General features: G+C 71.8%; 11 protein-coding genes and 1 pseudogene. 5 read left to right on the top strand and 7 right to left on the bottom strand.

Translation table 11 applies throughout. The features are described from left to right. The first annotated feature begins 179 nt into the window (after positions 1 to 179). Positions 180 to 805: pseudogene (wrbA, locus tag LIX60_RS13785) on the top strand (NAD(P)H:quinone oxidoreductase). Between the two features lie 108 nt (positions 806 to 913). Here the strand turns inward: wrbA and LIX60_RS13790 are convergent. From LIX60_RS13790 to LIX60_RS13805, 4 genes are all read right to left on the bottom strand, one after another. Continuing rightward, positions 914 to 1,585 carry a PadR family transcriptional regulator gene (locus LIX60_RS13790; protein WP_227958667.1) on the bottom strand — a complete coding sequence of 224 codons (672 nt, stop codon included), beginning with the start codon at positions 1,583 to 1,585 and terminating at the stop codon, positions 914 to 916. 94 nt (positions 1,586 to 1,679) lie between these two features. Further along, positions 1,680 to 2,255, bottom strand: coding sequence for a DinB family protein (locus LIX60_RS13795; RefSeq protein WP_227958668.1), 576 nt, complete (start codon positions 2,253 to 2,255; stop codon positions 1,680 to 1,682). A 201-nt stretch (positions 2,256 to 2,456) separates the two neighbouring features. Continuing rightward, positions 2,457 to 3,914 carry an aldehyde dehydrogenase family protein gene (locus tag LIX60_RS13800; protein WP_227958669.1) on the bottom strand — a complete coding sequence of 486 codons (1,458 nt, stop codon included), beginning with the start codon at positions 3,912 to 3,914 and terminating at the stop codon, positions 2,457 to 2,459. An 86-nt stretch (positions 3,915 to 4,000) separates the two neighbouring features. Next, positions 4,001 to 4,837: a helix-turn-helix transcriptional regulator gene (locus LIX60_RS13805; protein WP_227958670.1), complete on the bottom strand. Its 837-nt coding sequence runs from the start codon at positions 4,835 to 4,837 to the stop codon at positions 4,001 to 4,003. Between the two features lie 345 nt (positions 4,838 to 5,182). On the opposite strand from LIX60_RS13805, the gene LIX60_RS13810 reads away from it, so the two are divergent. Both LIX60_RS13810 and LIX60_RS13815 read left to right on the top strand, forming a co-directional pair. Beyond that, entirely contained in the window at positions 5,183 to 5,725 is a 543-nt protein-coding gene (locus LIX60_RS13810) for an ATP-binding protein (RefSeq protein WP_227958671.1), read from the top strand. 380 nt (positions 5,726 to 6,105) lie between these two features. Beyond that, positions 6,106 to 8,613 (top strand): ATP-dependent Clp protease ATP-binding subunit, encoded by a 2,508-nt coding sequence (locus tag LIX60_RS13815; RefSeq protein WP_308101291.1) that lies wholly within the window; start codon positions 6,106 to 6,108, stop codon positions 8,611 to 8,613. Between the two features lie 292 nt (positions 8,614 to 8,905). On the opposite strand, the gene LIX60_RS13820 is transcribed toward LIX60_RS13815, so the two are convergent. Beyond that, positions 8,906 to 9,145: a DUF397 domain-containing protein gene (locus LIX60_RS13820; RefSeq protein WP_030543907.1), complete on the bottom strand. Its 240-nt coding sequence runs from the start codon at positions 9,143 to 9,145 to the stop codon at positions 8,906 to 8,908. A gap of 598 nt (positions 9,146 to 9,743) precedes the next feature. Between LIX60_RS13820 and LIX60_RS13825 the strand changes: the two genes are divergently transcribed. After that, positions 9,744 to 11,285, top strand: coding sequence for an ATP-dependent DNA ligase (locus tag LIX60_RS13825; RefSeq protein ID WP_227962766.1), 1,542 nt, complete (start codon positions 9,744 to 9,746; stop codon positions 11,283 to 11,285). A 129-nt stretch (positions 11,286 to 11,414) separates the two neighbouring features. Continuing rightward, on the top strand, positions 11,415 to 11,678 hold the full coding sequence (locus tag LIX60_RS13830; protein WP_227958672.1) for a GlsB/YeaQ/YmgE family stress response membrane protein: 264 nt from the start codon (positions 11,415 to 11,417) through the stop codon (positions 11,676 to 11,678). A gap of 219 nt (positions 11,679 to 11,897) precedes the next feature. Here the strand turns inward: LIX60_RS13830 and LIX60_RS13835 are convergent, their stop codons facing one another. Continuing rightward, complete coding sequence (locus tag LIX60_RS13835; RefSeq protein WP_227958673.1) at positions 11,898 to 12,776, bottom strand: 1-acyl-sn-glycerol-3-phosphate acyltransferase; 879 nt, start codon at positions 12,774 to 12,776, stop codon at positions 11,898 to 11,900. A gap of 62 nt (positions 12,777 to 12,838) precedes the next feature. Next, positions 12,839 to 13,591: a GNAT family N-acetyltransferase gene (locus LIX60_RS13840; RefSeq protein ID WP_227958674.1), complete on the bottom strand. Its 753-nt coding sequence runs from the start codon at positions 13,589 to 13,591 to the stop codon at positions 12,839 to 12,841. Positions 13,592 to 13,635 lie beyond the last annotated feature (44 nt).

Consider the following 13,635-nt stretch of genomic DNA (forward strand, 5'->3'; position numbering starts at 1 on the left):
AGCCCTCCCAAGCTACCAACGCCCCGCGAACGCGGGGGGTTCCGGAGCCCCGCGCCCGGGGTGCGGCCCGCCGCGCGGGGCCGGCGGACACCGGTGCGGGCTTGCGGGGCGCTGTGCCGGGCAGGCGGTAATGTCCGCCCTCTGATCAGGGGGGTTCGTCACATGAGAGGAGCCGTTCCATGACCAGTGCCGTGCGTCTGGCCGTCATCTACTACTCGTCCACCGGGACCAACACCACCGTCGCCAAGGAGATCGCGGACACCGCGGCGAAGGCCGGGGCCGAGGTGCGGCTGCTCCGGGTGGCCGAGCTCGCGCCCCGGGCCGCGGTGGACTCCAACCCGGCGTGGGCCGCGAACGCCGATGCGACGGCCGGCATCCCCGAGGCCGGACCGGACGACATGGTCTGGGCCGACGCGGTGATCTTCGGGACCCCGACCCGCTACGGGAATGTGTCCTCGCAGCTCAAGCAGTTCCTCGACAGCCTCGGCGGACTGTGGTCCGAGGGGAAGCTGGCCGACAAGGTCTACAGCGGCTTCACCTCGTCGGCGACGCTGCACGGCGGCCAGGAATCCACCCTGCTCGCGCTCTACAACACGATCTACCACTTCGGCGGGGTGGTGGTGGCCCCCGGCTACACCGATCCCTCGAAGTTCGCGGACGGCAATCCGTACGGCACCTCGCACGTGGACGCCAGGGGGAGAACCCGGTGGACGAGACCACGCTGCGGGCCGCACGGGTGCAGGCCGAGCGGGTGGTGCGGCTCACCCGGGCGCTCAAGGCCGGGGCCGCCGCGGACGGGGGATGACCGGGCGGGGGACGACCGGACGGGGGATGACCGGGCGGGGGACGACCGGACGGGGGCGGCCCGGGACCGGCGGGCTCCGGTCCCGGGCCGTCTGCCCTCGGTGCCCCCTCAGGCGTCCCGGCTCCGGTCCCGGTTCCCGCCGCGTTCCCTGTCCCGGTCCCGGTCCCGGTCCGCGAACGGATTCTCCGCGCCCTCCGGCAGGACCTGCACGGACCGCTCGCCCTCACCGGCCATCACATAGGCGCCGCCCTCCAGCCGGGCGATCAGTCCGCGCGTCCACTCCGCGCCGCTCTCGGCGCGATGGGTCCACAGCTTCATGATCTCCCCGATGTGGCCCCACTCCTCGGGGGGCGCCGTCGGCAGCCACTCCCGCTCGACCTCGTCCCGCCACGCCTCCAGCGCCGCCACCCGGCGCCGCAGCAGGGAGACGGCCTCCTCGCGGGGCAGGTCGACGAGGAAGCCGACCCCGGCGGTGAGCAGATCGGGCTTCTGGTCGTGCCGGACCAGGGCCTCGCGGAGCAGTGCGAGATACTCCCGCTCCCCCTCCGGCGTCAGTTCGTACTCGGTGCGCGGCGGGCCGCCGGCCGGGCTGGGCTCGGTGTCGTGGGCCAGCAGCAGGCCCTCCTTCGCCATCTGCTTGAGGGCGTGGTAGATCGACCCCGGCTTGACGTTGGACCACTCGTGGGCGCCCCAGTACTCCAGGTCGCCGCGGATCTGGTAGCCGTGCGCCCGGCCGTGCTGGCGGACGGCGCCCAGCACCAGCAGTCGTGTCGCCGACATCGGCCGTCCTCCCCCTGCCGCTTTCCGCCGCCGGTCCGTACGGCGTCACCCTAGCCAAGACGGCGGGGTCCGGCCGGAGCGGGGAGGGCCGTTCTCAGGCGGTGGCCGGTTTGCGGCGGCCGCGGTCCGCCTCCGCCTCGACCTCCATGTCGACCAGTTCGAACGCCGTCTTCCCGTCCAGGGATTCGCGGATGATGTCGGCGTGGCCGGCGTGCCGGGCGACCTCCTGGATCAGCGTCAGGACCAGCCAGCGCATCGACCGCTCCGCCCCGGGCGGGAACCACGGCGCCTCGGGCAGCGCGAAGGCGGCGTTGAGATCGGGCACCTCGCGGACGAAGCTCTCGGTGCGGGCGGCGACCGCGTCCCACTCGGCCAGTTTGCCGGCGATCGTCTCGTCGCCGATCAGTTCGAAGCTCTCGTGCCAGTTGGAGGCGTCGCGCTCCGTCGCGTACTTCAGGCCCCGGGCCGTCCGCACCCAGCCGTCCTCCGTCTCCACCAGGTGCTTGAGCAGGCCGGAGAGGGAGAGCTCGCTGACGCTCGGCTTCCGCGCCGCCTGCTCCTCGGTGAGGCCGAGCAGCGAGCGCCGTACCGCTCCGCGCTGTGCCTCCAGGTAGGCGAGGAGGGCGCTGCGCTCGTCGCCGCGGGCCTCGGCTTCCACGAGAGTGGGCATGTTGGGATGGCCTTTCTGTACGCGTACGCTCCGGTCCGGGCCGGATGCGTACGGGTTGTTCGGAACATCCCTCACGCTACGGGTACTTGCGGTCAGCTCCTGTCCGCAACATACGGGGGAACGGCAAAAGCACCGAGGCCCGGGCGGCTGGGCCCGGGCCTCGGTGCGGTGGTGTGGGTGGTGCGGGTGGTGCGGGTGGTGTCAGAAGGGGAAGACGCTCCTGCCGTGCTGGATCGAGATCCACTTGGTGGTGGTGAAGGACTCGATCATGGCGTCACCGTTGAGCCGGCCGAGGCCGGAGTGCTTCTCGCCGCCGAACGGCACGATCGGCTCGTCGTGCACCGTGCTGTCGTTGACGTGGATCATGCCCGTCTCGATCCGCTGCGCGACCCGCACGCCGCGCTCGACGTCGGCCGTGTGGACGGCGCCGCTGAGCCCGTACGGGGTGTCGTTCGCGATCCGTACCGCCTCGTCCTCGTCCTCGACGGGGACGATGACGACCACCGGGCCGAAGATCTCCTGGCAGAGGGCGTCCGAGCCCTCCGGCACATCGGTGAGGACGGTGGGCGAGACCAGGGTGCCCTCGCTCCCGCCGCGGACCAGGGCGGTCGCGCCGGCCTCGATGGTGCGCTCCACCAGCGAGGTGACGGCCTCCGCCTGCGCGGGGTTGATGAGCGGGCCGATCTGGGTCTCCGGGTCGGCCGGGTCGCCGACCTTGAGGGAGCGGACCTTGGCGGTGAACTTCTCGGTGAACTCGTCGAGGACCGCGCGGTGCACCAGCACGCGGTTGGCGGACATGCAGACCTGCCCCTGGTGGACGAAGCGGCTGAATACCGCCGCGTCGACCGCGTAGTCGAGGTCCGCGTCCTCCAGCACGATCAGGGCGCTGTTGCCGCCGAGTTCGAGCACCGAGCGCTTGAAGTGGGAGGCGGCGACGGTACCCACATGGCGGCCGACCTTGTCCGAGCCGGTGAAGGAGATGACCTTGGGCACCGGGTGCTCGATGAAGGCGTCGCCGATCTCGGCGATGTCGGTGATGACGACGTTCAGCACGCCGGGCGGCAGGCCGGCGTCCTCCAGGATCTTCGCGACCAGGGAACCGCCGACGATCGGGGTGTTCTGGTGCGGCTTGAGGACGACGGCGTTGCCGAGGGCGAGGGCCGGGGCGACGGACTTGAACGACAGCAGGAACGGGAAGTTGAACGGGCTGATGACGCTGACGACGCCGACCGGCTGCCGGTAGACCCGGTTCTCCTTGCCGTCGGCGGCCGCCGGGAGGATCTGCCCCTCGGGCCGGACCGCCAGCAGGATCGCCTCGCGCAGGAACTCCTTGGCGAGGTGGAGTTCGAAGGCGGCCTTGAGGCGCGTGCCGCCGAGCTCCGCGATGATCGCCTCGGTGATCTCCTCCTGGCGCTCGTCGATGAGGGTGAGCGCCCGCTCGAAGACCGCCCGGCGGGTGTACGGGTTGGTGGCCGCCCACGCGCGCTGGGCCTGCTCGGCGGCCCGGTAGGCCTCGTCGACCTCGTCGACGGTGGCGATGGTGATGGCCGCCAGCTTGTCCCCGTTGTAGGGGTTGAAATCGATGATGTCCCACGAGCCGGTGCCGGACTTCCACTCACCGGCTATGTACTGGTGGGCCAAATCTGCGAAGTAGGACATGCCACCCCTGACGTGGAGACCGGAGCGCCGGGCGGGGCGCCCGCGGAGGGATCGGACTCCTGACGGATTGTCATCGTACTGATGTCTCAGTAGTCCCGGAGGATTTTCCCGATGAGTTCACGGCTCGCGGCCGGGTCGGGGCTGTCCGCGCGCAGGCGGTCCAGCACGCGGCGGTACTGCCGGACGTCCTCGGGCTTGTCGAGGTAGAGCGCGCTGGTGAGCTGCTCCAGATAGACGATGTCCGAGAGATCGGACTCCGGGAAGCGCAGCAGGGTGAAGGCCCCGCTCTCGCCGGCGTGACCGCCGAACGAGAACGGCATGATCTGGAGCGTCACCCGCGCGTGCTCGGACATCTCGGTGAGATGGCGGAGCTGGCCGCGCATCACCTCCCGGTCGCCGTAGGGCCGGTGCAGCGCCGCCTCGTCCAGGATGAGATGGAACTCCGGTCCGCGCTCGGCGACGAGCAGCTTCTGCCGCTCCAGGCGCAGGGCGACGCGCCGGTCGATCTCCGACGGCGGTGCGCCGGGCTGGCCGCGGGTGACGACGGCGTGGGCGTAGGCCTCGGTCTGCAGCAGGCCGGGCACGAACTGCACCTCGTAGCCGAGGATGCCGGAGGCCGCGCCCTCCAGGCCGACGTAGGTCTGGAACCAGCCCGGCAGCACATCGCCGAAGCTGTGCCACCAGCCGGCGACGTTGGCCTCCCGGGCCAGGCCCAGGAGGGCGTCGCGCTCGGCCGGGTCGGTGACTCCGTAGAGCGTGAGCAGGTCCTCGACGTCCCGGGCCTTGAAGCTCACCCGGCCCAGCTCCATCCGGCTGATCTTGGACTCGGAGGCGCGGATCGAGTACCCCGCGGCCTCGCGGGTGACGCCCCTGGATTCGCGGAGCCTTCTGAGCTGGGAGCCGAGGAGGATGCGGCGCACCATCGAGCCACTGGATCCTCCTGCTCCGCCCGTTCCGCTTCCCGGCTGCCCTGTGCTCATGTGCCGACTACCTGTCTCCGTAGTTGATGCACTGCGACCGTCAACAGGCGAAGTCTGCCACTTCCGGGCTCCGTTGCGTGCCGGTCCGGTTACACAAAGCGGAGACGGGCGGGAAGTCCGGTGGAGCCGGGCCCGAAGATTAACCGTGCAAACCAGCGCGAGCAGGGGCAATACCGTCAGCTGCACGTGCATCTGCCCTTGCATCTGGCGTACGCATTGGGAACGATGGCCACCAGCACCACAGCACGGCTGCCTTGACCGATTCCACTTGGGCCAGGAGTGCCTCGCATGGGGACCAAAGGATCGACCATGCTCGAGCCGTTACGGCGGGAGCTTCCGCCCATCGGCTATGAGGCGGTCTCCAGCAGCGCCACCTGCTCGCTCGCGCCGCACTACGAATCGGTGGGAGGCGCACGCCGGTTCACCCGGTCCGCGCTCTCGGAGTGGGATCTCGACGACCACTTCGACACGATCGCGCTGGTCGTCTCGGAACTGGTCACCAACGCGCTGCGGCACGCCCTGCCGGACGCCCTGTCCGCCGCCGCCCGCCAGGACCCGGCCGCGGGGGCGCGCACGGCGGAACCGGCCGTGCGGCTGCATCTGATGCGCTGGAGCACTCATCTGGTCTGCGCCGTACGGGACCCCAGCCGGGACAGCCCGGTCACCGGGAGACATCTGCCGGAGGACCCGGAGCGCGCCGGGGAGTCCGGCCGCGGTCTCCATCTCGTCGAGGCCTTCAGCGACAACTGGGGCTGGCATCCGCTCGCGGGGACGCTGCGCGGGAAGGTCGTCTGGGCGCTGTTCCGGCTGCCGGCGCTCCGGGTGCGCTAGGGCCTGTCGTCGAATGATCTCGACCGACGGATCATGGCCGGGTGGCACGTCGCCATGAACGGTCCGATGCAGAGCAGGAGTTCGTCCAGGCCGCTGCTCCCGTAGCCGTTGTGGGGCCGGAAGCTGCCGGACCACCGGACGGTCCTCGACGGGCTCGCGGGGAAGTTCCGGCCGTGGCTTCTTCCGGCACGCCCCGGACGCGGACGCGAACCACGGCCGCCTCCTCCCCCATCCCCCATGGCCTCTGCAGCTCCGCACCAGGATGCCCGTCGCTCACCTACTGCGTTCGCGCGCCGGGGCAGTCCGGCGGAGAATAGCGGCATAAGGGATAATTCAACGACGGCAGGCTGCGCACAGCCGCCGGCCGCCCGCATGACGGGATGATCTTGGTGACAACTTCGCCCTTTGGAACCGGCGACCCGTTCTCCGATCTCTTCAACCGTTTCTTCGGCATGAGTCCGGGGGCCTCGCCGCCGGCCGTGCAGCGCGTGCCCATCGGGCGACTGCTCAGTGATTCCTCTCACGAGTTGCTGGCGGCGGCAGGCGGCCGGGCGGCCGAGGACGGGTCCGATCTCGACACGGTGCACCTGCTGTGGGCCGCCACCCAGGTGCCGACCGCCCGGCAGGTGCTGGAGCAGGCAGGCGCTGATCCGGACCAGCTGGCCGCGGACCTGCAGGAGAATCTTCCCACCGGCACCGGAACCGGCGACCCCGGGCTCACGCCGGCGGCGAAGCGCGCCCTGCTTGCCGCCCACGCGCAGTCCCAGGCGACCGGTGCCTCGTACATCGGTCCGGAACACATCCTCACCGCGTTGGTGGACGATTCGGGCCTCGCCCGCACGCTGGAGTCCGAGGGAGTCTCCCCCGGCTCGCTGAGCGGCGGCGGAGCCGGCTGGAAGGCGCCGTCGGGCGGGCACAGCGACACCCCGACCTTGGACGAATACGGGCGCGACCTCACCGATGAGGCCCGCAGCGGACGCCTCGACCCGGTGGTCGGCCGGGCCGAGGAGATCGAGCAGACCGTGGAGGTCCTGTCCCGGCGCACCAAGAACAACCCCGTGCTCACCGGGGATCCCGGGGTCGGAAAGACCGCCATCGTGGAAGGACTGGCGCAGCGGGTCGTCGCCGAAGAAGTCCCGAAGGCTCTGCGCGACCGACGCGTCGTGAGCCTCGACATGGCCGGTCTGGTCGCCGGGTCCAAGTACCGGGGGGAGTTCGAGGAACGGCTGAAGAAGGTCATCGACGAGGTCACGGAGTCCGAGAGCGGCATCATCCTGTTCATCGACGAACTGCACACGGTCGTCGGCGCCGGCGGAGGCGCCGAAGGCGCCATGGACGCCGGAAACATCCTCAAGCCCGCGCTCGCCCGGGGCGACCTCAGCGTCGTCGGCGCCACCACCATCGACGAGTACCGCAGATATATCGAGAAGGACGCCGCCCTCGAACGCCGCTTCCAGCCGGTCATGGTGCGCGAGCCCACCGTCGAGGAAACGGTCGAGATCCTGCACGGGCTCCGCGACTCCTACGAGGCCCACCACCAGGTCCGTTACACGGACGAGTCCCTGGACGCCGCAGCCGCCCTGTCCGATCGCTACATCACCGACCGCTTCCTGCCGGACAAGGCGATCGACCTCATGGACCAGGCAGGAGCACGCGTGGGACTGCGCGGCCTCGCCGCCCCGGCCGGGACGGCGAGCCTGGAAGACCGCCTCACCAAGCTCCGCAGGGAGAAGGACGAGGCCGTCAGCACCGAGGACTACGAACGCGCAGCACAGCTCAAGGGGCAGATCCGGCAGGCGGAGCGGGAGCTCGCCGACGCCGGCGGAGAGCCGGAAGAGGTCGGCACCGTGACTCCCGAGGACATCGCCGATGTGCTCTCCGCGCGCACCGGCATCCCCGTCTCCCAGCTCACCGAGACCGAGCGCGAGCGGCTCACAAAGCTCGAAGAGGCCCTGCACGAGCGTGTGGTCGGCCAGGACGAGGCAGTCACTGCCGTCTCCCAGGCCGTGCGCCGCGGCCGGGCGGGCATGGGAGATCCCGACCGGCCGACCGGCAGCTTCCTCTTCCTCGGACCCACGGGGGTCGGCAAGACGGAACTGGCCAAGGCACTTGCGGAACTGCTCTTCGGAGACGCCGACCGGATGATCCGCTTCGACATGAGCGAGTTCCAGGAGAAGCACACCGTCTCCCGGCTCGTCGGCTCCCCGCCCGGATACGTCGGTTACGAGGAGGCCGGGCAGCTCACCGAGGCGGTGCGCCGCAAGCCGTACAGCGTCATGCTGTTCGACGAGGTCGAGAAGGCCCACCCGGACGTCTTCAACCTGCTGCTGCAGGTGCTGGACGACGGACGGCTCACCGACGCCCAGGGACGCACGATCGACTTCCGGCACACCGTGGTCATCATGACCAGCAACATCGCCTCCCAGCGCATTCTGGACCACCGGGGGGCGGTCGACGCCATCAGGGATGACCTGATGGCCGAACTTCAGGCGCATTTCCGGCCCGAGTTCCTCAACCGCATCGACGAGATCATCGTCTTCCACGCCCTGACCCGGGCGGACCTGGTGCGCATTGTCGACCTTCTGCTGGAACGCAGCAGGCGCAGGCTCCACGCCCAGCAGATCAACCTCGAGGTCACCGAGACCGCCAAGGAGTGGCTGGCCAACCGTGGCTACCAGCCCGAGTTCGGAGCCCGGCCGCTGCGCCGCACCATCCAGACGGAGCTCGACAACCGCCTTTCGAACATGCTGCTCAGCGGCTCGCTCAATCCGGACGACACCGTCATCGCCGATGTCAAGGACGGGGAGCTGGCACTGGCCCTCGGTCCGGCGGTCGACGCGGGCGGTGCGGAAGGGCCGGAGCCGAACGCAGCAAGTCCGACCGGGTAGCCGATCCGAGCTGGAATCTCCCCGTCTTGAGCCGGGGGTGGACAGCGTCGCCACCGGAATCGAGGGCGTCACGGCGGCGCCCGCCGGCGACCTGCTCGACTGTGTGATCCGCCGGCTCCGGCTCCGGCTCGGGTAGGCGCTGCCGTCCGGCCGGCGGGTGCGGCATGAGGGAGCGTGCGGGGCGTCCGGCGACCGCCCGTACGGAGGGTGGGGGTCTGCGATCTGCGAGGTGGTCCGGGAGTTCCGGGGACCGGCCGGGGACGGCGACCCGGCCCGCCTGCCGCGGAGCGGGTCAGTCCCTGATCAGGTGATCGAACTCCCCGTCCTTGATGCCCAGCAGCATCGCCTCGACCTCGGCCGGCGTGTAGATCAGCGCGGGCCCGTCGGGGTGGCGCGAGTTGCGCACCGCGACGTCACCTCCGGGCAGCTTGGCGAACTCCACACAAGCACCCTGTGAATTGCTGTGCCGGCTCTTCTGCCACACGACCTCCCTCAGTTCCGTGGCGGCCATACCGTTGTACGCGTGATGCACAGGACTCTCCCGAAATGGCTCGGCGGTATCCCGCCGTATGTGTGGGGGGTTGTGGGCTGCCCGGATCATAACCGCGTTCACATGCCCATGCATGAGCCTTTGCACGTGCACCATCGGTATGCGGACCACTCCGCAGGGTTTCGGCGGAGTCCGCAATTCCCCCTTTTCCATGGAGCGGCGGGTACCGCTCCAGCCCTCGCCGCTTTCCCGGGGGCGCACGTCAGCGCCGTTACCCCACGCCGTGACATGCGTCACTCCACCCCCACGGGCCTTCTCCCCGGGGCAGGAGAAGAAGGACGGCAACCCAATGCAGGTCTCCTGGTCGATATGGATGACGTGAAGAACGTTCATCTGGTTGGTTCCCGGCCGGGAATTTCCCCGGTTTCTTCGAAGAGAGGGCGCGGAGACTTTTCTCCGTGGACACCGCCCCCGTTTTCGTCGCGCCTTGTACCGCGCTTCGTCGCGCTGGGCGAGGGGCAATGGACCCCGGGTCACCTCCCCGCGGAACCGCGGGAAGAAGCGGAAGAGGCATCCCCGGTATGCGGCCGAATGCCGGTGCCCCGGGCTGCGGTGCGGGAGCGGGGGTATGGATGACGGCATGCTGCTGGCCGAACTCGCGGAGACGTCCAGAGATGTCGCCGCCACCTCCGCCCGCTCGGAGAAGACGCGTCTGCTCGCCCGGCTGTTCCGGGACGCCGAGCCCGCCGAGGCTCCGCTGATCATCACCTATCTGGCGGGCCGGCTGCCCCAGCGGCGGATCGGGGTCGGCTGGAGCGTCCTCAAGGAGCCCCGGCCGCCGGCGCCCGAGCCGCGGCTGTCGGTCCTGGAGGTCGACACCGCGCTCGGCGCCATCGCGGCCGTCTCCGGCACCGGCGCGCTGGCGGAACGGAAACGGCTGGTGGGCGCACTGCTGGAGGCGGCGACCGAGGAGGAGCAGCGGTTTCTGCTCGGGCTGCTCTCCGGCGAACCGCGGCAGGGCGCGCTGGACGCGCTCGCCGTGGAGGGGCTGGCCGCCGCCACCGGAGCGGAGCCGGCCGACGTGCGCCGCGCCGTGATGCTGGGCGGTTCGCTCGGCGGGGTCGCCGAGGTGCTGCTGGAGCGGGGGCCGGCCGCGCTCGCCGACTTCCGGCTGCGGGTCGGCCGCCCGGTGCTGCCGATGCTGGCGCACACCGCGAAGAGCGTGGACGAGGCGCTGGACAAGCTGGGCCCGTGCGCGGTGGAGGAGAAGCTCGACGGCATCCGGGTGCAGGTGCACCGGGACGGCGACTCCGTACGGATCTGGACCCGCACCCTGGACGAGATCACCGACCGGCTGCCGGAGGTGACGGAGGCCGCCCGGGCACTGGCGGCCCGCAGCGCCGTGCTCGACGGTGAGGTGATCGCCCTGCGGGAGGACGGCCGGCCGCGGCCCTTCCAGGAGGTCTCCGGGCGGGTCGGTTCGCGCGCGGACGTCTCCGCCGCCCGGCTGTCGCTGCCGCTCTCCGCCGTCTTCTTCGACCTGTTGTCGGTGGACGGCCGCGACCTGCTCGGACTCCCCGCCTCCGCGCGCCACGCCGAGCTGGCCCGGGTGGTGCCGGAGCCGCTGCGCGTACGGCGTCTGGAGGCCGCCGCGCCGGAGACGGAGGAAACCCGGCGTGCGGTACGGGAGTTCGCCGCGCAGACCCTGGAGCGGGGGCACGAGGGGGTCGTGCTGAAGGCGCTGGACTCGGTGTACAGCGCGGGGCGGCGCGGTTCCTCCTGGCGGAAGGTGAAGCCGGTGCACACCCTCGACCTGGTGGTGCTCGCCGCGGAGTGGGGCCACGGGCGGCGCAGCGGGAAGCTGTCCAACCTCCATCTCGGCGCGCGGCGCCCCGACGGCTCGTTCGCCATGCTCGGCAAGACGTTCAAGGGGCTCACCGACCGGCTGCTCGCCTGGCAGACGGAGCGGCTGCTCGGTCTGGCCACCGCGCGGGAACCGTGGGGGGTGGTCGTCCGGCCGGAGCTGGTCGTCGAGATCGCGTTCGACGGGGTGCAGCGCTCGTCCCGCTATCCGGAGGGCATCACCCTGCGCTTCGCACGGGTGCTCCGCTACCGCGAGGACAAACAGGCGTCCGAGGCCGACACCGTGGACGCCGTACGGGCGCTGTACGCGGGGGGCTGACGGAACGGCCGGGCGGGCCCGGAGACCGGGCGCCGTGGCGGCGCGGAGTGACGCGCACATGTCGGGGCAGAAGGACCGGTACGTACCGCGGTTCGCACATCACTACGGAGTCAGTACGGAGAGGCAGACATGGAGATCTCGGGCATCATCAGTGCGATCATCATCGGCATCATCATCGGTGTGCTGGGCCGGCTGGTCATCCCCGGCCGGCAGCGGATCGGCGTGCTGTGGACGATCCTCGTCGGTATCGTCGCCGCGCTGATCGGTACGGCTCTCGCTGGTGCGCTGGGTGTCTCCGACACGAACGGCCCCGACTGGATCGAGTGGCTGATCCAGATCGCGCTGGCCGCCGTCGGTGTCGCCGCGCTCGACCGCGCCAAGGCACGGACCTGACCGCGCGGGCACCGGCCGCCGGCGGGTCAGGGGCGGGCCGGGGAGCACCGGCGCCAAGCACCGGCCCCATCGCCGGTGGAGGACCGGTCAGGGGATGCCGCGGAGGCCCGGACCACTCGCCGGCCAGTGGTCCGGGCCTCTGCCGTGCCCGCCGCCGCCTCTGCCGTGCCCGCCGCCGCGTCCGCCGTTCCGGGTACGGGTACGGGTACGGGTACGGGTTCAGGCCCGGGCCGGGTCCCGCCCCGCCCGGCCGGCGGGGACGGCCGCGGGTGCCCGGCCCGGAAGAGGGTCCGCCGGGCGCGGACCCGCGGGGCAGGGGGTGGAGGAGTGCGGGCCGGCGGGGTGCGCGGCCGGGTCCGTGCCCCGTACGAGCGCCTGTGCGCGTGCGGCCAGGGAGCGCCGGTCGTCCGCGCCGGGCGCCGTCCGCAGCGGCGGGTGGACGCGGACGCGGACGGTGAGCGCGCGGGCGGTCAGCACCCGGCGCAGTGAGCCGCCGAAACCGTCCTCGCCGACGAACGCCGCCACGGTGCTCGGGACGCCCGCCTGCTCGTAGCCGAGGGTGACGGGCCGCACGGGCGCCCCGGCGTCGAGCGCCGCCTGGAACGCGGCCGGGCGGAACCGGCCGCCGGGGGCGGAGCAGTGCGTGATCGCCTCGGGGAAGACGGCCACGGACCGCCCGGCGCGCAACAGTGCGGCCAGGGCCTCCACGGTGCCGGGCAGGCCGCGCAGGCTGCCGCGGTCGATGAAGCGCGTACCGGCGCGCCGGACCATCGGTCCCAGCACCGGCCAGTCGCCGACCTCGCGCTTGGCGAGCAGGGTCACCGGCTCGACGGCCAGCAGGGCGACGGCGTCGAGCCAGGAGATGTGGTTGGCGACCACGAGGGTGCCGGGCGCGGGCTCACCCCGCGCGCCGGGTCCGTCCGGTGCGCTCAGGCCGGTGCCGTCCGGGATCTCCAGCCGCACGCCGAGGGCGTCGAGCAGGGCGCGGGCCCGGCCGCGCAGCACCTCGGGCCGGGCGATGCCGTCGCCGTCGCGCAGTGCTCCGGCCAGTTCCCGGGTGAAGGCGGCCGTGCGGCGGAGGGCGGGCGCCGGGCGCACGGGCGGAGCGGTGTGCGCGACGCAGCCGGCCGGAGTGCAGGCCGAGCCGGGGGCCCAGAGGTTCACCGGAGGTCGCCCAGGAAGAAGCGCCGGTAGCGGTCGTTCATCCGTTCGGTGTCGAGCAGGACGAAGAAGTCGGCGTCGCCGAACACCCGGTCGTGCTGCGGCGGTCCGCACATCCAGGCACCGGCCCGCAGATAGCCGCGGAGCAGCGGGGGCAGGGCGAGCGGGTCCGGCTCGGCGTCCACCGGGCGGGGCGGGGTCCACGGGTCGAGCGGCTGGACGCGCAGCGCGGGCGGGGCGGCGTGCCGGGTGGTGCCCAGCAGCCAGGCGTTCGCCGCCGCCTGCCCGCCGTCGCCCAGCGGCACCGAGGCGCAGCCGGCGAGATAGCGGTGCCCGGACAGCAGGACGTAGCGGGCGAGCCCCGACCACATGAGGTTGATGACGCCGCCCGAGCGGTGCGCGGGGTGCACGCAGGCCCGGCCGGCCTCGACCATGGAGGCGCGCACCTCGGCGGGCAGGGTGCGCAGATCGAACTCGGTTTCGGAGTACAGGTGCTCGCTGCGGCCGGGGGGCAGCAGCCGGTAGGTGCCGACGGCCTCGCCGGTCGCCGTGTCGGTGACGACGAGGTGGTCCATCACGTCGTCGAAGGCGTCGGTGTCCCGCCCGTCGGCCGTCGGGCGCAGCCGGGCGCCCCGCTCCTCCGCGAAAACCTGGTGGCGCAGTCGCTGCGCGGCGTGGATCAGCTCATCGGTGTCGGCTATCGCCATGGTGTACGAGGACGTGCCCGCCGAAGCGGTCGATGTCGAGAGCATGCCATGACTGTGCCGGGCACCGCCCAATGCCCGGTGTCCGTACG

It is taken from the genome of Streptomyces sp. S07_1.15 (genome assembly GCF_020739505.1).
Lineage (GTDB): Bacteria > Actinomycetota > Actinomycetes > Streptomycetales > Streptomycetaceae > Streptomyces > Streptomyces xinghaiensis.

Coding starts and splice junctions, on each gene's coding strand:
- LIX60_RS13790 (WP_227958667.1), bottom strand. CDS start 1,585: ATGTCGGCGACACGACTGCTGGTGCTGGGCGCCGTCCGCCAGCACGGC.
- LIX60_RS13795 (WP_227958668.1), bottom strand. CDS start 2,255: ATGCCCACTCTCGTGGAAGCCGAGGCCCGCGGCGACGAGCGCAGCGCC.
- LIX60_RS13800 (WP_227958669.1), bottom strand. CDS start 3,914: ATGTCCTACTTCGCAGATTTGGCCCACCAGTACATAGCCGGTGAGTGG.
- LIX60_RS13805 (WP_227958670.1), bottom strand. CDS start 4,837: ATGGTGCGCCGCATCCTCCTCGGCTCCCAGCTCAGAAGGCTCCGCGAA.
- LIX60_RS13810 (WP_227958671.1), top strand. CDS start 5,183: ATGGGGACCAAAGGATCGACCATGCTCGAGCCGTTACGGCGGGAGCTT.
- LIX60_RS13815 (WP_308101291.1), top strand. CDS start 6,106: ATGATCTTGGTGACAACTTCGCCCTTTGGAACCGGCGACCCGTTCTCC.
- LIX60_RS13825 (WP_227962766.1), top strand. CDS start 9,744: ATGCTGCTGGCCGAACTCGCGGAGACGTCCAGAGATGTCGCCGCCACC.
- LIX60_RS13830 (WP_227958672.1), top strand. CDS start 11,415: ATGGAGATCTCGGGCATCATCAGTGCGATCATCATCGGCATCATCATC.
- LIX60_RS13840 (WP_227958674.1), bottom strand. CDS start 13,591: ATGCTCTCGACATCGACCGCTTCGGCGGGCACGTCCTCGTACACCATG.